Source organism: Microcoleus sp. D2_18a_B4 (genome assembly GCF_036702475.1).
Lineage (GTDB): Bacteria > Cyanobacteriota > Cyanobacteriia > Cyanobacteriales > Microcoleaceae > Microcoleus.
The window spans coordinates 1-17849 of record NZ_JAUBTL010000040.1 but is presented as its reverse complement, the minus strand read 5'-3'; the positions used below and the strand labels follow the sequence as shown (position 1 = coordinate 17849).

General features: G+C 45.0%; 15 protein-coding genes and 4 pseudogenes. 9 read left to right on the top strand and 10 right to left on the bottom strand.

The features are described from left to right. Together QUB04_RS21240 and QUB04_RS21235 are read right to left on the bottom strand one after the other, a co-directional pair. A pseudogene (locus QUB04_RS21240) lies at positions 1 to 227 on the bottom strand (hypothetical protein); the annotation flags it as partial. Continuing rightward, positions 227 to 1207 carry an ATP-binding cassette domain-containing protein gene (locus tag QUB04_RS21235; RefSeq protein WP_333287360.1) on the bottom strand — a complete coding sequence of 327 codons (981 nt, stop codon included), beginning with the start codon at positions 1205 to 1207 and terminating at the stop codon, positions 227 to 229. The gene QUB04_RS21235 and the pseudogene QUB04_RS21240, both read right to left, overlap by 1 nt. 198 nt (positions 1208 to 1405) lie before the next feature. Here QUB04_RS21235 and QUB04_RS21230 point away from each other — a divergent pair, with 198 nt between their 5' ends. Continuing rightward, entirely contained in the window at positions 1406 to 2215 is an 810-nt protein-coding gene (locus QUB04_RS21230) for a calcium-binding protein (protein ID WP_333287358.1), read from the top strand. 60 nt (positions 2216 to 2275) lie between these two features. Here QUB04_RS21230 and QUB04_RS21225 read toward each other — a convergent pair whose 3' ends face one another. After that, on the bottom strand, positions 2276 to 3283 hold the full coding sequence (locus QUB04_RS21225; protein WP_333287356.1) for an NAD(P)-dependent alcohol dehydrogenase: 1008 nt from the start codon (positions 3281 to 3283) through the stop codon (positions 2276 to 2278). A gap of 184 nt (positions 3284 to 3467) precedes the next feature. Further along, positions 3468 to 4271: an SDR family oxidoreductase gene (locus QUB04_RS21220; protein WP_333287355.1), complete on the bottom strand. Its 804-nt coding sequence runs from the start codon at positions 4269 to 4271 to the stop codon at positions 3468 to 3470. A 455-nt stretch (positions 4272 to 4726) separates the two neighbouring features. Between QUB04_RS21220 and QUB04_RS21215 the strand changes: the two genes are divergently transcribed. Further along, positions 4727 to 5653, top strand: a complete 927-nt coding sequence (locus QUB04_RS21215) for a DMT family transporter (RefSeq protein WP_333287352.1) — start codon at positions 4727 to 4729, stop codon at positions 5651 to 5653. 191 nt (positions 5654 to 5844) lie between these two features. Next, on the top strand, positions 5845 to 6702 hold the full coding sequence (locus QUB04_RS21210; protein WP_333287351.1) for an Hpt domain-containing protein: 858 nt from the start codon (positions 5845 to 5847) through the stop codon (positions 6700 to 6702). 136 nt (positions 6703 to 6838) lie between these two features. On the opposite strand, the gene QUB04_RS21205 is transcribed toward QUB04_RS21210, so the two are convergent. Beyond that, positions 6839 to 7213: a hypothetical protein gene (locus QUB04_RS21205; RefSeq protein WP_333287349.1), complete on the bottom strand. Its 375-nt coding sequence runs from the start codon at positions 7211 to 7213 to the stop codon at positions 6839 to 6841. A gap of 489 nt (positions 7214 to 7702) precedes the next feature. On the opposite strand from QUB04_RS21205, the gene QUB04_RS21200 reads away from it, so the two are divergent. From QUB04_RS21200 to QUB04_RS21190, 3 genes are all read left to right on the top strand, one after another. Then, a complete protein-coding gene (locus QUB04_RS21200; protein ID WP_333287347.1) occupies positions 7703 to 10222 on the top strand; it encodes an ATP-binding protein in 2520 nt (839 codons plus the stop codon). A gap of 123 nt (positions 10223 to 10345) precedes the next feature. Further along, on the top strand, positions 10346 to 11809 hold the full coding sequence (locus tag QUB04_RS21195; protein WP_333287345.1) for a CIA30 family protein: 1464 nt from the start codon (positions 10346 to 10348) through the stop codon (positions 11807 to 11809). A 308-nt stretch (positions 11810 to 12117) separates the two neighbouring features. Further along, positions 12118 to 12996 (top strand): sugar ABC transporter permease, encoded by an 879-nt coding sequence (locus QUB04_RS21190; RefSeq protein WP_333287343.1) that lies wholly within the window; start codon positions 12118 to 12120, stop codon positions 12994 to 12996. Between the two features lie 239 nt (positions 12997 to 13235). On the opposite strand, the gene QUB04_RS21185 is transcribed toward QUB04_RS21190, so the two are convergent. After that, positions 13236 to 13937, bottom strand: a complete 702-nt coding sequence (locus QUB04_RS21185; RefSeq protein WP_333287342.1) for a DUF4079 domain-containing protein — start codon at positions 13935 to 13937, stop codon at positions 13236 to 13238. 515 nt (positions 13938 to 14452) lie between these two features. On the opposite strand from QUB04_RS21185, the pseudogene QUB04_RS32605 reads away from it, so the two are divergent. Then, positions 14453 to 14665 (top strand): annotated as a pseudogene (locus QUB04_RS32605) (winged helix-turn-helix domain-containing protein); the annotation flags it as partial. A gap of 93 nt (positions 14666 to 14758) precedes the next feature. Here QUB04_RS32605 and QUB04_RS21175 read toward each other — a convergent pair. Both QUB04_RS21175 and QUB04_RS21170 read right to left on the bottom strand, forming a co-directional pair. Next, positions 14759 to 15181 (bottom strand): DUF6335 family protein, encoded by a 423-nt coding sequence (locus QUB04_RS21175; RefSeq protein ID WP_333287337.1) that lies wholly within the window; start codon positions 15179 to 15181, stop codon positions 14759 to 14761. Between the two features lie 238 nt (positions 15182 to 15419). Next, entirely contained in the window at positions 15420 to 15626 is a 207-nt protein-coding gene (locus QUB04_RS21170; RefSeq protein ID WP_333287335.1) for a hypothetical protein, read from the bottom strand. 165 nt (positions 15627 to 15791) lie between these two features. Between QUB04_RS21170 and QUB04_RS21165 the strand changes: the two genes are divergently transcribed. Both QUB04_RS21165 and QUB04_RS21160 read left to right on the top strand, forming a co-directional pair. Then, positions 15792 to 16205 carry a peptide chain release factor 1 gene (locus QUB04_RS21165; protein ID WP_333287333.1) on the top strand — a complete coding sequence of 138 codons (414 nt, stop codon included), beginning with the start codon at positions 15792 to 15794 and terminating at the stop codon, positions 16203 to 16205. A gap of 209 nt (positions 16206 to 16414) precedes the next feature. Next, positions 16415 to 16984, top strand: a pseudogene (locus tag QUB04_RS21160) (transposase); the annotation flags it as partial. Positions 16985 to 17159: 175 nt separating this feature from the next. On the opposite strand, the gene QUB04_RS21155 reads toward QUB04_RS21160, so the two are convergent. Together QUB04_RS21155 and QUB04_RS21150 are read right to left on the bottom strand one after the other, a co-directional pair. Then, complete coding sequence (locus QUB04_RS21155; protein ID WP_333042796.1) at positions 17160 to 17636, bottom strand: Crp/Fnr family transcriptional regulator; 477 nt, start codon at positions 17634 to 17636, stop codon at positions 17160 to 17162. A gap of 26 nt (positions 17637 to 17662) precedes the next feature. After that, positions 17663 to 17849 (bottom strand): annotated as a pseudogene (locus QUB04_RS21150) (beta-ketoacyl-ACP synthase); the annotation flags it as partial.

Here is a 17849-nt window from a genome sequence, read left to right as displayed (position 1 = left end):
AACATTGAAACTTTAGTGGAACAGGCATCTTGCCTGTTCAATTTTTCGGTGTTAGCAACGGGCAAGATGCCCGTTCCACACAACATTGAAACTCTCGTGGAACAGGCATCTTGCCTGTTCAATTTTTGGGTGTTAGCAACGGGCAAGATGCCCGTTCCACACAACATTGGAACTCTAGTGGAACAGGCATCTTGCCTGTTATGGAGAATGAAGCCAGCCAAAAACATTACACTTTTCCCGTGCGAAAAACTCGACCAATTACCTCTTCAATTGGCGGATCGGTAACAGTCAAATCTATCACGTCCAAGTCCGCCAAAATCTTCGCCACGCTCACCGTCAGCTCTTCCCTTTTAACCAAAAACCGCACCGATTGTCCCTCAATAGATTCTACCTCCCCGTAAGCAAAAGCACTATCTTTTGCCAGCGGCTTAGCTAATTTTACCTGAACTTCCCGATAAGGTGCAAACCTGTCGAGCAATCCGTCCAAACTGCCATCATAAACTAATTGCCCTTCATGGATTAACAAAACGCGCTTGCACAAAGCAGTAATGTCAGCCATGTAATGGCTCGTCAACAACACCGTTGCTTGATAGCGCTCGTTATATTCTCGCAGAAATTGCCTGACGCTAAACTGTGCGTTTATATCCAAACCTAAAGTCGGTTCATCTAAAAATAATACCTCCGGCTGGTGCAGCAGGGCCGCCATCAATTCAGCTTTCATGCGTTCGCCTAAAGAAAGCTTTCGTACCGGCTGATTTAACTTGCCTTCTAGTGACAGCATCTCTGTCAATTCTCCGACTCGCCGCCGATAATCTGCATCGGGAATTCCGTAGACAGCGGCATTGATTCGCAGAGAGTCAAGCACGGGTAAATCCCAGATTAACTGCTGTTTCTGCCCCATCACTAAGGTGATTTTTTGCAGAAAATCTGCTTCGCGACGGAAAGGAGTACGATCGCACACACTCACCGTACCCGCAGACGGATAAATCAAACCCGTCAGCATTTTCAGCGTAGTAGTTTTGCCCGCACCGTTAGCACCGAGAAACCCCACGACTTCCCCCGGTTCAATACTGAAAGAAACGCCCTCAACTGCTTTGATATTGCGGTAAGTGCGACTAAAAAAGTGTCGCACTGTTCCTTTAAGCCCCGGTTCTTTAATCGCTACCGGATAAACTTTGCTCAAGTCTTCAACTAAGATAATTGGCATCGGCTCAAATTTTAACTTTTATTTTAATCTAGGGTATTTCCATCAGGCTTGTGCCAAGATGGAGCAATCGAGCTGTCTAGTAGGGTGCGCCAGCGATTGCTCGATCGCGAGTGAGGAAGTAACTGTGTTCTGGCGCACCCTAATAAGCTGTAGAATATTGCACAATATCCATGCTCACATCGCATCAAGTTTACAAATATGGTACTCACACCAGATAATTCAGGCATCTCTCGTTTGGTAGGAGACAATTCTCCTGAAAATATTACACTTGCACCAGGACAACTTGCTAGTTTTCCTGGGGGACTTTGGATGGTGGGCGGCAATGATACTGTCAGGGGCTCGTCAGATGCAGAACGGATTTTCGGCAACGATGGTAAAGACAGTCTGTTAGGCGGTGTCGGCAATGATTCTATTTACGCCGGCAAAGATGATGACGATGTTTTGGGAGAAACTGGCGACGATTTCTTGACAGGAGATAGAAATAGCGATTTCCTTGATGGGGGTGCGGGAAATGATTTGCTGCGCGGAGGACAAGGTGTTGATTTGTTAGTGGGCGGAGACGGTAATGATACTTTAATTGGCGACAGAGATGTGGATATTTACCAAGGTGGTGGGGGGAGCGATGTATTTGTTTTTAGAGTCGATCAAGCGGGAATCCGAGTAGTCGGAATTGAAGTTCCTGACGCGGCAATTGTGGATTTTGATAAGTCTAGCGATTCGATTGGAATTAGTGTGGCATTTACCAGCAGCAATATCTCTTTGGAACAGGTAACTTATAGCTTGAACGATCCGAGACTGCTGCTGATCAATCCTGCAACTATAGCCGGTGGAACGAGTTTGTTAGCCAAGGGTGGGATCTCGCAGCGAAGTCTCGATCCCGATGGCAACGGCCGTGTGGAAGCTACTAATATTAGATTCGGTGTTACTAATGCTTTGTTGGGTACCGTTTTGAATGTGACCCCAGCCGATTTAAACGGTCGTTTTATTAATGCTAATTCTTTGCTTTAATTCGTTGCTTATATATCTCTAGTAGGGTGCGCTAGGCGCACCTTACCCATTACCCATTATCTAACTCACCGTCAAAACTGCGCGATAGCGCACTTGATTGTCGCGGACTTTCTGAATTGCTTCATTCGCTTGCGCCATCGCAAAAACTTCGACAATCGGCTCAATCTCAAACTTCTCTGCAATTGCCAGCATTTCATTAATCATAGCGCGACCGCCGATGAGAGAAGTCACAATTCGGCGTTGCTTCATCAGCAGCGGAAACAATGGAATGCTCAAAGGTGCATCCGGGATTCCGACGAAGGCAAGCGCACTGTCAGAATCGAGAAAATCAATGTACGGAGCCCAATCTAAAGTAGCAGGAACTGTACTCAACAAAATATCTAATTTGCTGCGGGGGGCTTGAGGAATTTCGCCTTTTCCTACTACAATAGCTTCGTCCGCCCCCATTTTATGTGCAAATTCTGCCTTATCTTGGGAAGTAGTAAAAACTGTAACGCGGTTGCCTAATTTTTTCGCAAATTGCACCGCCATGTGTCCCAAACCACCGATGCCGAGAATGCCAATTTCTTGCCCGGAACTCATCCCCGCATTTCGCAAACCGGCGTACACCGTAATTCCGCCACACAACAGCGGCCCCGCTACGTTGGAATCGATGCCTTTGGGAATAGGAAAAGCAAAGCGGGAATCTACCATCAAATAATCGGCAAAACCGCCCGGCCCTGTAACAATTAATCCCTGGTTTTCATCGCAGAGATTTTCGTTACCGCGCAAGCAGTCGCGGCACTGCAAACAAGACGATCTTTGCCAGCCGACACCAACGCGATCGCCAACTTTTAAATGAGTCACTTGCGGCCCTATTTCTGCCACTTCTCCGATAACTTCGTGGCCCGGAACGAGGGGATATTTTGATAGATCCCAGTCGTTGTCAATCATGTGCAAGTCAGAGTGACAAATGCCGCAGCTTAAAACTTTTATAATACATTCATGTACTTTTGGAGGGGCAACATCGAATTGGTATTCTTCAAGCAATCCGCCTGTTTTTGTAACTGCAAGTGCTTTGATTTGCATGGTGTATGTCCTGGTTTGTTTGCCATTATTATAGTGTTCGGGCGGCTTTCACAGTCTCTTTCTTTAGTTGTATATATTCAGGTGAACCGACCCCTAGGACTGATGCGCGTTACTAATAATTTGTCGGGTGCTTATGGCGCACCTTACTAATTAGCAATTACCAATTAGCAATTACCCATAAGTCTCACAACTTGCCCTTTTCCATTGCCCACTGCATCAAACCGGGAAACAACCGATAAGCTTCCGACGCTACAAAAGCAGGGCCGACTGTAACTTCGGCACGCTGATTTTTCACAGCATCCCAGATAGCTTTAGCAATATCTTCTGGCTGAGTTGCCCACTCAGATTTCAGCATTTTGCTCATTTGCTGACGGCGCGATTCGACTGCGGGTTCGTCTCGATCGCGAAATTGAGCTCTTTCTAAAAAATCGCTGTTAATCAGGCCCGGATGCACGGCGCAAACGTGAATACCTTGAGGCGCTAATTCCAATCGCAAAGTTTCTGTTAAACCGGTTACTGCATATTTGCTGGCACAATAAGCAGTCATTTGAGGCAAAGGCATTTTGCCGCCAATGGAACCAACATTAACTATTGTCCCTGTTTTTCGTTCCAAAAAATGTGGCAATATTTCTTGAATTGTGTTAACGCAGCCCCAAAAATTGGTATTCATTAATTGCTGCCAGTCTTCGGAGGTAGTGTGCTCGATCGCCCCCGTGAGACAAATGCCAGCATTGTTAACTAAAACATCGATGTTGCCGCAGGCATCTAGGGCTTTTTGGACGATCGCGCGCACTTGGTGAATATCGCCCACATCCCCCGGAATAGCTACAGCGGAAGTGCCTTCTCGCTGCACTTGAGCCGCTGCTGCTGCCAATCTCTCTGGCTGGCGAGCTACCATAACTACATCGTAACCTTTACTTGCAAATAAAATTGCTGTTGCTTTGCCACTTCCTTGAGAAGCGCCTGTAATCAAAACTGTCGGAGCCATAGATAGTTATAAATTGTAATATCAATTCCGGCTGAACCGGAATGAGTGTTGACTGTTGACTGTTGACTGTTTGAATAATACCGATGCAACCGGAAACGAGATGATTCGGACTTGTTTGATGTTGAATTTTGTAGGGCGGGTTCGCAAACAATAATTGCCCGTAATATACAATTTCATAAACCCGCCCTGCCCCTACTATACATTAATATTTCTTGGATATGGGAATTTTTTAAGAATGGCGATCGGTTTTTTTTTAACGAACCACGAAGACGCGAAGGACACGAAGGAAGAGAGGAGAAGAGAAGGGAAGAGAAAGTCTTCAGAAAGTGTTCCGCATTATGTGAAAATTGCTATATAAATTTTCCCAATGCCCCATGCCCAATGCCCCATGCCCAATGCCCAATGCCCAATGCCCCATGCCCCATGCCCCATGCCCAATGCCCAATGCCTAAAAAATGAATCTTCCGAAACAACCGCCGAATTGGTCGATCGCCCTAGTGTTAATTATCGGCGTTTTAGCCGTCTCAACTTCCTCAATCTTAATTCGGCTGGCTAACTTGGAAGCAGGGGCGGGCGGTTTGGCTTTCAGTCTGGTGCTCGCGGCCTCTCGTCTGACTTTATCTGCTTTAATTCTGCTTCCGGCTTGGCGGAAAATTCAGTGGAATGCCCTGCAACCGGGATCTCGGCGCTATGCTGCTGCTGCGGGTTTGTGTCTCGCCCTGCACTTTGCCCTCTGGATTACCTCACTTTCTTATACTTCGATCGCCGCCTCGACTGCCCTCGTCACCACTAATCCTGTCTGGGTAGCGCTTTTGTCGCGCTTCTGGTTCGGCGAAAAACTCAGCAAACTGTCGATCGCTGGCATTACTATAGCCCTGGCTGGGGGAATGGCGATCGCTGTGGGAAGTGCGGGCGCAGCTAATGCTGGCAGCAGCCAACTGCTAGGCGATTTCCTGGCTCTGGCTGGTTCCTGGGCTGTTAGCTTGTATTTGCTGCTGGGCCGGGAAGCTCAGCGGCGGGGACTGGGAATTGGTGGCTATATCGCGATCGCCTATACTGTGGCTGCGATCGTCCTGCTGCCTCTCCCCTTCGCCTTCGGCACTACTTATACTAATTACCCCGACATTGTATATTTTTATATTTTGTTAACGGCCGCTTTGCCTCAGTTAGTCGGCCACACCATTTTGAACTGGGCTGTAATGCAGATTTCCCCAACTCTGGTAACTCTTGCCATCTTGTTTGAACCGGTGGCGGCGAGTTGGTTGGGTTATTTGCTGTTTGGGGAAATGCCAGCGCCGGCGGTACTCGCAGGTGCTGCGGTGCTGCTGTTGGGGGTAGCAACCGCTACCGTCGGAGCCAAAAAAATCACAGTCAACAGTTAAGAGTTAACAGTTTTCGACATTGCCACTACAGTTGCCGTGAGTCAGAATAAAACAAATTAGGGCTTAAAAACAAAAATAACTCGTCGCTTAAATATTGGTTCCAAACTCTCAAATGTCTGACTAATGACTAATGACTAATGACTAATGACTAATGACTAATAATACTTGGGTGCCTTTAGGAGAATAAAATTATGCTGCCCGAACAACTACAGCGGATCATCGGCTACTTTATCGAAGAAGCCACAGAACAGATCCAAATTATCGAACAAGGCTTGCAATATCTGCAAAACACCGTGCCAGCTCCCCAAAGAATACACCAGCTCATCCGAGCCTCGCACTCGATTAAAGGGGGAGCAGCTATGCTCGGATTTAGCAGCATTCAGCGCATTGCTCATCGGTTGGAGGATTATTTAAAGCTGCTCAGAGAATGTCCGATCGCCATTGATAGCAGGCTACAATCGCTCTTAACCGAAGTTTTTGATATTTTAGCAGCCCTCGTGTCCAAGGTTTCTAAGGGTTTTGGGCTCAACCACGAAGACGCCAGCCAAATGCTCTGCCTCGCCGAACCGGTTTTTGACGAACTCGACGCTTACCTGAGAGTCCGAATTCCCACTCGCCTGACGGTGAGAGCTACTACGGACGAACATATTCACGTTTTCTCCGGTTACTGCACCTCCCTGAGCGAATTTTCCTCGGCTATCGCTTCGCGCGTCGGTTTGCTCGGAGGCACTATTACCCGCCACGAACAGGATAGCCAGGGCCTACGCCTTTGTGTTGACATTTACCTGCCGCCTTACACCAGGATCGAAAACATCCGCCAAGCTGTCGAACTATCCGGTGCTATTATCGGGAATGTTCAGACGCAGCGCGACTTTTCGCTGCTGGCGACTGCGGATTATCCGGTTTACCAAAGTGCGATCGAACCTCCCGCAATTTGCATCGGATGCCGCTACTATTACGGCAGAAGCGACGGCGGCTACCTGCTCAACTGCACGATCCATCCCCGCGGCCCGGAAACAGAAGATTGTCGCGATCGCGAACCGGAATAACCGCTGAAAACTCAGCCCTCGGAAGCACGATTTGCCCCCCGAAAAACTCTTCTGAAACCAATATTTTCCCTGAAACTTTTCACATTACCCCCTGCCAAATTCTTTTTGAGTTGCTAGATAACTATATCTGTCTCTCTTAGACAACTAAATCCTTCTTCCTTCTGAAAGCTCCCCTAACAACTGATACCGCAACTCGAATTAATTGCATCATGCTTGCAGGATGAGCGATCGCCCAGACATTAATTGTCAGACAAGTGATTCCCATAACTAGCAAGATGTATGTCGGAGGCATTACTACCCCGATCGCGAACCAGCTAAAAACGTGAAATATCATTGCTGTAGCCCAAAGGCTGGCCACAACCACAGACGCCCAAACTTGTATTCGAGGTCGGTTTAGTCCTGTCAAAATCGCTGTCTGCAAAGTAGTCAGCAAGTTTGCCGGAACTAAAAAGGCACAGATAGCTATGCAGTAGGTAGAAGAAAACTCGGTAACTGTATTGAAGTCGATCATCAGTCTAATTGTCGGGCCTGTTGGGTATACTTAAAGAGCTTAGCGTGACTTGACTTTCAGATCTTGTCTCCCTTACCTTAACTTAATATTTCCGTAAGTAGGCCGCTCTGGAGACGCATTTCTCTCCCCCTTTTCCAGTCGGCAAAATCTTACCACAAATATTAAAGTTTTGGGAAATTATTAAACATACTTGAAGAATGGCAAAAATTGCTGTGATAATTAACATCGGGAAGCGATAGTATAGAAGAGCCAAGTCGGTAAAATTTCTAGAAGGCTGAGGCGGGTCGAACAGCAACACATACGGCAGGCTGATTTTCGACTCAATCATTTTTGATTCGCTGATTCTCGGATGATGGATTCTCAGCGTCCGTCAAGGGATCGAGCCGTTATGCGATCGAACAATATGAGATTATTATGGAAAAGCCAATTTGCTCTCAAATCTCAAATCAATAGAACCCTCTAGAAATTTTACAGCGGAAGACAAAGAAAATGGATCTACAAATCACAATTCCCGCACTCGAAGAAGTTGACTTGACAAACTGCGACAGAGAACCCATTCACATATCGGGGCACATTCAGCCACACGGGGTGCTACTTGTTGTAAGAGAACCTGAACTAGAAATATTGCAAGTCAGCGAAAATACGCAAGATTTGTTAGGAGTAGAGCCGGAAAGTGCGATCGGTCAAGATTTGAGCTTATTATTCGATAGAGTTCAACTAGAAAAACTCAATGCCTGTTTGCGGAATGAAAACTTAAAAACAGTCAATCCCATTAAACTCTCTGTTCAGAAAGCAGGTAAATCTTTAGAATTTGACTGCATCCTTCACAGAGTAGAAGGAGTTTTGATTGTCGAGTTAGAATTAGCTACCAGCCAAGAAAATATTTCGGTTTTTAGCTTTTATCATTCAGTGAGAGCCACTGTTAGCAAAATTCAAAGTGCTAAAAATCTCAAAGAATTATGCCAACTGACTGTAGAAGAAGTCAGGAAAATATCTGGTTTTGATAGAGTTATGGTCTATCAATTTGACCACGAAGGCAACGGGGCTGTGATCGCTGAAGACAAAGCAGAAATGCTGAGTCCTTTCTTAGGATTAAACTACCCCAGCTCAGATATTCCCAAACAAGCCAGACAACTGTATGCGTTAAATTGGCTGAGGTTAATCCCAGATATTAATTATCAACCAGTCCCCCTTGTTTCAGGAAACCATGCTCTTACCACCCAGCCCCTCGACCTGAGTTTCAGCGTGTTGAGAAGCGTTTCTCCCATTCACATAGAATACCTGCAAAATATGGGCGTTGCAGCTTCGATGTCAATCTCGTTAATCAAAGACAAAAAACTGTGGGGATTGATTGCTTGCCACAACTATACACCAAAATACCTTAACTATGAATTGCGTGCCGCCTGCGAATTTATCGGGCAAGTAATGTCCTTAGAACTGCAATCAAAAGAAGGAAACGAAGACTACGACTATCAACTACACTTAAAATCTATTCTCACCAAGATTTTTGAAGACATATCCACCTCCGAAAACTTGTCACAAGTCTTAGTTAAATGTCAGCATAATTTGCTAGAAGCAGTCAACGCCCAGGGAGCAGCAATAGTATTTGGAGACAATTGCTATCGAGTCGGGCAAACACCCCAGGGAGAAGCGCTCAAATACTTAACTAATTGGGTGCAAAATCACCTAAACAAAGAAATTTTTTCTACAGACTCGCTGACCAAATGCTATCCAGAAGCGGAGGAATTTAAAGACACGGCCAGCGGGTGTTTGGCAATAGCAATATCCCCGACTCAGAAAATCTACGTTTTGTGGTTTCGCCCGGAAGTAATTAAGACCGTAAATTGGGCAGGCAACCCCAACAAACCAGTTGAAAAAGATGAAGAGGGCAACCCTCGACTGTCTCCTCGGAAATCCTTCGAGCTGTGGAAAGAAAATGTGAGGTACAAATCGTTGCCTTGGAAACAATGCGAAATAGACGCTGCATTAGAACTGAAAAAAGCAATGATTAATATAGTGCTGCGCCAAGCCGACAAACTAGAAAAATTAAATACAGCACTAGAAGCATCAGTCGCCAGAGAACGGGAAAAAACTGCTAATTTAAAAACAGCGATGTCCGAGCTTAAGCGGGCGCAAACTCAATTGGTGCAAAGCGAAAGAATGTCAAGTTTGGGACAGTTGGTGGCGGCGGTAGCTTATGAAGTCACTAACCCGATTAACTTCATCTACGGAAATCTTAGCTATGCTAATGAATACAGTCAAAAAATGATCGATTTATTGCAGATTTACGAGCAGCACTATCCGTCGCCTTCGCCAGAAGTTCAAGCACAAATAGAAGCAGTAGAATTAGAGTTCATAGTTGAAGACTTACCGAAGTTGCTGGGTTCAATGAAAGTAGGAGCTAACCGCATCCGCGAGATAGTTCAGTCGCTGCGAAACTTCTCTAGAATTGACGAAGCAGAGATTAAACCAGTTGACATTCACGACGGATTGGACAGCGCTTTGTTGATTTTGAGCAACCGACTCAAACCGAAGCCCGATCGCCCCGCAATTCATCTCATCAAAGAATATGGCTCTCTGCCTTTGGTTGAGTGTTACGCAGTTCAAATCAACCAAGTATTTATGAATGTACTGACAAATGCAATTGATGCTCTCGAAGATGCCTTTGTCAACAATAATTTATCGTCGCACGGCGACGAAGAACAGCCAATTAAGTACGGACAAATTCGGATTGTGACTGAACTTTGTCCCGGAGAAAAAGCCGTAGCAGTTCGGATCAAGGACAACGGTTGGGGCATGGAAGAAAAAGTTTGCCAGAAAATGTTTGAGCCTTTTTTTACCACAAAACAGGTGGGTAAAGGTGCGGGGATAGGTTTGGCGATTAGCCACGAAATTGCGGTGGAACAACACGGTGGTAAATTGACTTGCATTTCAGTCCCCGGAGAGGGAACCGAGTTGATTATTGAGATTCCCTTGAGCCAAACTCATCCCACACCCATTGTCAAGTGAAAAAAAGTCCGCGCAAGCGTTGCTATCCCCAAGGCTAGGAAATCGCCCAAATTCAAAAATCGAAAATTCGATTAAAATACAAAAGCAGCTAAGTAGATTTGAGCCAATTCAGAGGAAGCTAGTATGACTGAAAAAAAAACCGCCCAATGGGATGCCGGCCGGTTTCTCAAAACCTTGGCTTATTTCGGCGTCATTCCCTTCATTGGCAGCATTAGCTGGCTGCAACAACTCTTTGGAAGCAGCAGCAAAACTAAAAAAGACCAACCCAAACTGATACTGGTAGCAGGTGCCACCGGCGGCGTCGGGAAGCGAGTTGTCAAGCGGCTGCAACAGCGGGGATATAGAGTGCGAGCTCTCGTCAGAGATACCAAAAGAGCAACAGAAATTCTCGGCAAAAATGTCGAGTTAGTCGAAGGAGATATCACTCTGCCAGAAACCCTAACACCGTTAGTAACCGAGGGCATAGAAGCAGTTATCTGCTGCACCGGCACGAAAGTTCAACCGGTAGAAGGAGACACCCCAACCAGGGAAAAATACTATCAAGGCATCAAATTTTATATGCCGGAAGTTGTCGATGTTCCCGAAATCGTGGAATACAAAGGCCTCAATAATTTAGTGCAAGCTGTTCGCCGCCAGCTAATTCAAGCAGGCGAAAAAATAATTTTTGACTTCACAAAACCCAGCCAAGATTTAAAAGAAACTTGGGGAGCCCTCGACGACATCGTGATGGGCGGCACCAGCGAAAGTTCGATTCGGCTGACAGACAATACTGCTTTATTCACAGGCAATGTTTCTACTGCCAACTCGGGCGGCTTTGCTTCGGTGCGTACCCGCAACTTTGATACTCCGCTCAATCTCGCAGGATTTAGTGGCCTCCAACTACGTGTCAAAGGGGACGGCAAGCGCTACAAGTTGATTGTTCGCAACGAAGCTAAATGGGATGGAATTGGCTATTGCTATTCGTTTGATACTGTTTACAATATCTGGATTACTATCACTGTTCCTTTTGACCAATTAATCCCAGTATTCCGCGCGAAAACTGTTAAGGATGGCTCTAAATTTGATGCCAGCACTATTTTTTCTTTTCAGTTAATGTTGAGCAAGTTTGAATATGATGGCGCGCTCAACCCGAAATTTACACCGGGTCTTTTTCAACTGGAGTTAGAATCTATTAAAGCTGATGGGGGACAGACTTTGCCGCGATTTGTGATGGTGAGTTCGGCAGGAGTTACCCGCCCTGGCCGCCCTGGGATTAACTTGGAAGAAGAACCGCCGGCTGTCAGGATGAATGATATGTTGGGGGGGATTTTGACTTGGAAGTTGAAAGGGGAAGGTTGCGTGCGATCGAGCGGCATACCTTATACTGTTGTCAGACCCTGCGCTTTGACTGAAGAACCGGGAGGCAAAGCTTTAATATTTGAGCAAGGAGACAATATTAGGGGCAAAGTCAGTCGGGAAGATATTGCAGAATTGTGCGTGGAGGCTTTGGAACAACCTCAAGCTTGCAACGTTACTTTTGAGGTGAAAGAGGGGGAAAATGCCAGTTCTCCCGGAGACTGGCAGGCTTTGTTTTCGGGAGTTAAATAACATATCGCACTTCTTAGTAAAATGAGGTAGGCTTGGTGATTGGTAATTGGTAATTGCTAATTGAGAAAAAGGATCTCGCCTGTCAGCATACCTCATTTATTTGAGAAATGCTATGTGACAATTAATCTTGAGTAAGATTAAATGAACCGCGAAGACGCAAAGGACGCGAAGGAATAGAAAGAAGAAGATGCAGTTCTTCCTTCGCGCTCTTCGCGTCTTCGCGGTTTAATCATTCTGATGTAACGGGATTTGGTATGATGAGTAAAACAATAACCAATAGCTAATAACCAATAACTAATAACTAATTTATGTCTGTGACTTTTTCCCGACGCTATTTGACGCCTTATTTGTTTTTGCTACCTGCTTTATTTATTTTGAGTTTGACTGTTTTGTGGCCGGCGGTGCAAGCTTTTTATTTGAGTTTTACCAACTACGAATATGATTTAACTCAAATGCCGCAGTGGGTGGGTTTAAAGAATTTTTACAGGTTGTCGGGCGATCGCACATTCTGGCAAACTTTGACGAATACGCTGCTATATCTCGCTTGCGTTGTGCCTGTATTGGTTGTTCTACCGTTGGGAATGGCGATTTTGTGCAACCAAAAACTTAAGGGGATGAACTGGTTTCGTGCAGCCTACTACACGCCAGCGGTGATTTCAATGGTTGTCGCCGGGATTGCTTGGAAGTGGCTGTTTGCTGAGACTGGACTGCTGAATCAGTTGGGGGAATTGTTGGGTTTACCTCCTGTTTCTTGGCTGGCTAATCCGAAGTTAGCAATCTTTAGCGTCATGGCGGTTACTATCTGGAAAGGATTGGGCTATTACATGGTGATTTATTTGGCAGGGCTGCAAGCTATTCCGGCAGAACTTTATGAGGCGGCTGCTATTGATGGTTCTGAGGGCTTGGGAAAGCACTGGGATATTACTGTGCCACTGATGAAGCCGTATCTAGTTTTAGTAGCGGTAATTTCGGCGATTTCTGCTACTAAGGTTTTTGAAGAAGTTTATATTATGACTCAGGGCGGGCCTCGCAATAGTTCTAAGACGGTTGTTTATTATCTTTACGAACGGGCTTTTAAGGATTTGGAAATTGGCTATGCTTGTACGATCGGGCTGGTTTTGTTTTTGCTAATTTTGGGTTTGTCAATTTTGCAAGTTAGCCTTCAGGGTTTGACTCGCAATGATTAAGATGTATTACTGATTAGTAGTGACTGAGATATTGCACCATTCTCATCTCAAGAACAGGCAAGATGCCTGTTCCACAATAGATCACATCTCCAGAACAGGCAAGATGCCTGTTGCACAATACATCACATCTCAAGAACAGGCAAGATGCCTGTTCCACAATACATCAAATTGCTTGTGGGGTGTCCCGCCCTTCTAATTTCTACTAATTTTAGACTTGAATCTCGAAGTAATGCGATCGCTCACGGCTTTGGGCAGGTCTTATTGGTGAAATCACAGGTATAAATATAGGGTTTCTGCCAGTTCAGAGGAATTTCTAATAAATCCCTGGTTCCGGTCATTCCCTGTCCCAGAAAGAGCAGCACAGCGATCGAATTCAATACTACATGGGTAGTGCGCCAGCGGTTTGAGCGGTCTTTGTAAATGTCTTCAATGATGGCAAGGGAAAAAACCATAATTAGCGCAGCGGTGATGCCAATGTAGTAGTGAGACCAATACCATTCATTGGTTCGCCGATAAACGCCATCTTGAGTGCCAAGAATCACCAAACCAGTACCTGTTAGGGTCGCAAATATGCCGCGCCATAAAGCGGGTGTCGCTCGATATAGCATCACCAAAGAGGCGACAGTTGCAACAAACATCAGCACAATGAAAATGACCTGAAAGGAGTTTTTGCTCCAAACATCCTTGCTCAAAATATGCTCAAAAATCGGGTAGGCTAGACCCACCAACGTCACTCCTACCACAGAACCTGACAGAATTCGACCTGCTTTGACGTGTTCTGAACCGACTACAGGTGGAATTTTGCTCTTGGTGTCGATCGCAATTTGCTTCCGACGCTGCATAGTTTGCCACCCCATATTCAGAACAACACCAAGCATAGGAAAAACAATCACTACAGCTAAAATAGGATGCAGCAAACCCAGAAAATCTTTAAATTCCATAAATAACCTTTTTGTTGAGGAGGGTTGGCTTCATCAACCCGGTTTTTGCCATACATAATATCATATCCGGCCATCTAACCACAGTAAGTTTGTAGTCAGGACTCATAGTAATTGTTCATCTGCCTAGAGATAACTGAAGTCCTGACTACAAACACGCTTTATGAAGGGTAACTCACCGGAAATGTTGATAAATCAGAAAATATAGCAGTTGTCAATTGGGTGAGGTACAGCTTTCTCAATTACGCAATGGAGCAATTACAATTACCTTGTTCTCAGGGAAATGAAAACTGCTGGTGGTAATGTCCGTGGCGGTTAGCCACTAATTCCCTGCATCGCTTTGAACCTATATCTTACTAGCCTTTCAGTATTGAATAACTCCTAGCGAGAGTGAAATCACTTCTGCGCCAAACTCAACCAAATGACCCGGATAAGTTATAATTTGAAGACCTAATTTTTAACGGTTTAACCCCTTTAATTTATCGAATTAATTAACTAATTGATACACTAAAAAATAGTTTAATTTGTTAGAATTTATGCTGCAAAATGCCCGTCAAGTCATTACCCGCGAGCCAATTTTATAAAAAGTCTGGGGTTACGATTTTATGGGCGAGTCAAACATTATTGAAGTGTATATTCGTGCGTTACGGATTAAGTTAGAAGCAAGTAACTCAAAACGCCTGCTGCATACTGTTCGGGGAGTTGGATATGTGTTGCGAGAGCAAAAGTGAGGAGGGGCGGATTTACAAATACTTGGGATATGAAGTATGGATACTGGTGAACCCGCTCCTATTATACTACCTATTTTTTTGTACCAAAGACACCTAGAAATCCGGTCGTTCCTGATAATCTTCCGCAGAACTCGGGTCTAATTCCCAGCGACTTTCATCTCGATGTTCAAGCATATTTGTTGTGTTCAAAATAGCGCCATCGGGCATTTCTATGCCCGCAGCGGCTCCGAGTTCGTCAACCATATCCAGGTCGGGAGTAGGCGCAGTTCCGCCCACCGATTGCTCGCCAGTGGCACTTTCTTGTTCCGCAGCAGGATCGCCCTCCTCGCCACCGATTCGGGAACTGGTGGAAGAGTCTTCTGAACTGCTGTCCTGCAAAATTGTTATGTCGTCTTGGTTCAATCCCGGTTGATCGATGACGCCGGTACCGTAAGATTCGGTAATTTCTTGAGGCAATTGGCCCAAATTATCACCATCTCTTGTTGTTTTTGCGTTGCGTTCCTTTTGCTGTGCCACGAGACTTGCTCCTGTTTGTTTTTGAACTCAATTAAATTAAAAGTGTCCGACTTTCGCTTGAGCTGAATTATTTTTAGTTATTGCCAATTGATGTCATTAAGTGGCATCATAATTGCTATTTAAGCTAAAAGCTTCTATCCCAGGAAATATATGGATTACGATCGGCTATTTCATTGGGAATACAAAAAGCGATCGCCCTTTTGCAACGGGCGATCGCTTTTTAATGGGGAGGCTAATTCTATTCTGGAAAATCAGGAATTATCCATTTGGGGGGTTCCGTCCGTTTCCTTCTCACCGCTTCCTCTGCTATTTCTAGCATTTTATCCAGAGAAGTATTTTCAATAAACTGGGACGTTGCTTCTGCGTATTCCCGCTTCGGGCACTTGTCGCCCAGAATGCAGCCATTGACGCAAGCTACAGCACAATCGACAGTGTTCTCCACCATAACTTTTTTCCTTTCACGGTTCCAACAACTAATAGGCAGGTACTCTGGGTAAATTTGTCAAGAGACTGCTCTATATCTTTATTTTACTTCACAAATTGTCATCAAAGGTCGATCGCCATGGCAAAAGTGTTATAAAATCAAAGCAACCTACCTAATCTGCCGATCGTGAGCAATTTTCTGCGGCGCTTAAAACTTTTACCTTGGCGAGAAATGCTGCAAATTGCCGCCCTCGTCAACTCAATCGTGATTGGACTGGAGCTATTTTTAGCCTGGGGTTTCACGCAATCGCGGCCAATCCGCAACGGGGTGACGCTTCTCTACGGTTCCTCCCTCGGGATATTGATACCTTTTGCAGCAGCAGTGGGAATGGGAGCTTTAGCAGTGTACTTTTTAGAGTATTGGCAACAACAATTTTTGCTCAACCGAATTAGTTTGTGGGTTTTAGTTTTGTGCGTGCTCTTGGGTTTGGTGTTAAAGTCCTTCCTACCCATACCTCCTTTATTAGCAAGTTTATCGGAAGCTGCACTAATCGGAGTTACGGTGGGAGTTTTTTGGAAGGGCCGGCCTTATTGGCGATAGTCATGCCATTTGAGATTTTAGATTTGAGATTTGAGATTGGCTATGACTGATGAAGATTCGGGTTTGGTGCTTGTCTATAGTTACATTTTTTTGATGATAGTATCATTAGACCTCTTGCGAAAGTCTCAGGCGATCTCTAATTTAGTCTTTCAAGAAAGTTCATCATTATAAATACCAGCGATCAAATTAAATCTTAATTTGAAGTATAGGTATTTTTAGACCGGATGAGGTGGGAGAATTTTAACGAATCAGGAGACTTGAAGGCACAAGTAGAAGCTTATTAGAGCTTCAGAAAATATTATCCCGAATAAGGGAATGCAGAGCGGATTTATCGTAAAGCGAGAAAACCGAGCTTGGTGTAAAGAAAAAGGAATTAGAATCAGTGAACCACCTCTAGGAAGACCTCCAGCAAATGTGAGTAAAGAAAAAAAGAAGCAAGCAAAGGAAGATGAGAGGATTCGTCAGGCAATTGAAGGAAAATTTGGGGCTTGCGTAAACGAAGATTTAGCCTGAATCTGGTAATGAGAAAACTTGAGAATACTTCCAGTACAGCTATTGCTATCACTTTTTTAGTAATCAACCTTTCTACCTGGTGGCGGCGGTTTTTTTGTATGCTTTTATGCGGTTCGGGGAAAACAATGCCTGTTTTTGGGTTTAACATAATTGGCGTTTATATTTTACTCAAAATGAGGCTGGAAAAACTCATCTTTAACTCTGGTGGAATAATCAATCACTCCCCCTCGCCAAAAAGCGATCGATTATTCAGCAAGCCCTATTGAGTAATGCACAAATTTACCTTTTTGTCAAATTAATTTAGATGCGTTTACCCTGGCTATTCGTAAGGTGCCAATAGCGGACACTAGCCAGAGAAATTGTGCGCTATTGACACCTTACAGAAGATAAATTGTGCAGAATTACCGATCGACTAAAAACACAATTCCCAATTCCCCAATTTCATCGCATCTCAGGAACTCTCACAGTCTCTGTAGGAGGCATAATTGCCTCTTTAGCATTCAACTTTTGATTCAACTCCCGAATCCGGCGCGACAGCAAGCGAATAATATTCACCGCAATTCCCGGCGTTTCATCAATCGCATCGTATAGCTGCATTTGAGTCAGCATCAAACACTCGGATTGTTCGACAGTAGAAATAGAAGCCGATCGAGGTTCTGCATCAAACAGCGACATTTCCCCGAAACAAGCCCCCGCTTTCAACTGTGCCAAATCCCGATCGCCTATATGCACCCGCACCGTTCCCGATACCAAAATATAGAGAGATCGACCTTCTTGTCCTTCCGTAAAAATCCTGTGCTTAGAAGGAAACGAAAGTTCATCCATTACCGATGCTAGACGCACGAGAAAATCATCCCGCAGTTCCTTAAAAATCGGAACCTCCCTCACAAACAATAGGCGTTCGACGCTGGTTAACATAATGAGATGCAATGATTAATTTAAACTTAAACAAAGGAAGAGGAATTGGGCATTGGGCATTGGGCATTGGGCATTGGGCATTGGGCATTGGGCATTGGGCATTGGGCATTGGGCATAGTTTCTTTTTGTTCCCTCTTCCCTCTTCCTTCTTCCTTCTTCCTTCTTCCTTCTTCCTTCTTCCTTCTTCCTTCTTCCTTCTTCCTTCTTCCTTCT

Excerpts from the sequence above, each read along its gene's own strand:
- QUB04_RS21220 (WP_333287355.1), bottom strand. The coding sequence starts at position 4,271 with ATGGCTCCGACAGTTTTGATTACAGGCGCTTCTCAAGGAAGTGGCAAA.
- QUB04_RS21225 (WP_333287356.1), bottom strand. The coding sequence starts at position 3,283 with ATGCAAATCAAAGCACTTGCAGTTACAAAAACAGGCGGATTGCTTGAA.
- QUB04_RS21155 (WP_333042796.1), bottom strand. The coding sequence starts at position 17,636 with ATGTTAACCAGCGTCGAACGCCTATTGTTTGTGAGGGAGGTTCCGATT.
- QUB04_RS21200 (WP_333287347.1), top strand. The coding sequence starts at position 7,703 with ATGGATCTACAAATCACAATTCCCGCACTCGAAGAAGTTGACTTGACA.
- QUB04_RS21190 (WP_333287343.1), top strand. The coding sequence starts at position 12,118 with ATGTCTGTGACTTTTTCCCGACGCTATTTGACGCCTTATTTGTTTTTG.
- QUB04_RS21210 (WP_333287351.1), top strand. The coding sequence starts at position 5,845 with ATGCTGCCCGAACAACTACAGCGGATCATCGGCTACTTTATCGAAGAA.
- QUB04_RS21185 (WP_333287342.1), bottom strand. The coding sequence starts at position 13,937 with ATGGAATTTAAAGATTTTCTGGGTTTGCTGCATCCTATTTTAGCTGTA.
- QUB04_RS21230 (WP_333287358.1), top strand. The coding sequence starts at position 1,406 with ATGGTACTCACACCAGATAATTCAGGCATCTCTCGTTTGGTAGGAGAC.
- QUB04_RS21205 (WP_333287349.1), bottom strand. The coding sequence starts at position 7,213 with ATGATCGACTTCAATACAGTTACCGAGTTTTCTTCTACCTACTGCATA.
- QUB04_RS21170 (WP_333287335.1), bottom strand. The coding sequence starts at position 15,626 with ATGGTGGAGAACACTGTCGATTGTGCTGTAGCTTGCGTCAATGGCTGC.
- QUB04_RS21195 (WP_333287345.1), top strand. The coding sequence starts at position 10,346 with ATGACTGAAAAAAAAACCGCCCAATGGGATGCCGGCCGGTTTCTCAAA.
- QUB04_RS21215 (WP_333287352.1), top strand. The coding sequence starts at position 4,727 with ATGAATCTTCCGAAACAACCGCCGAATTGGTCGATCGCCCTAGTGTTA.
- QUB04_RS21235 (WP_333287360.1), bottom strand. The coding sequence starts at position 1,207 with ATGCCAATTATCTTAGTTGAAGACTTGAGCAAAGTTTATCCGGTAGCG.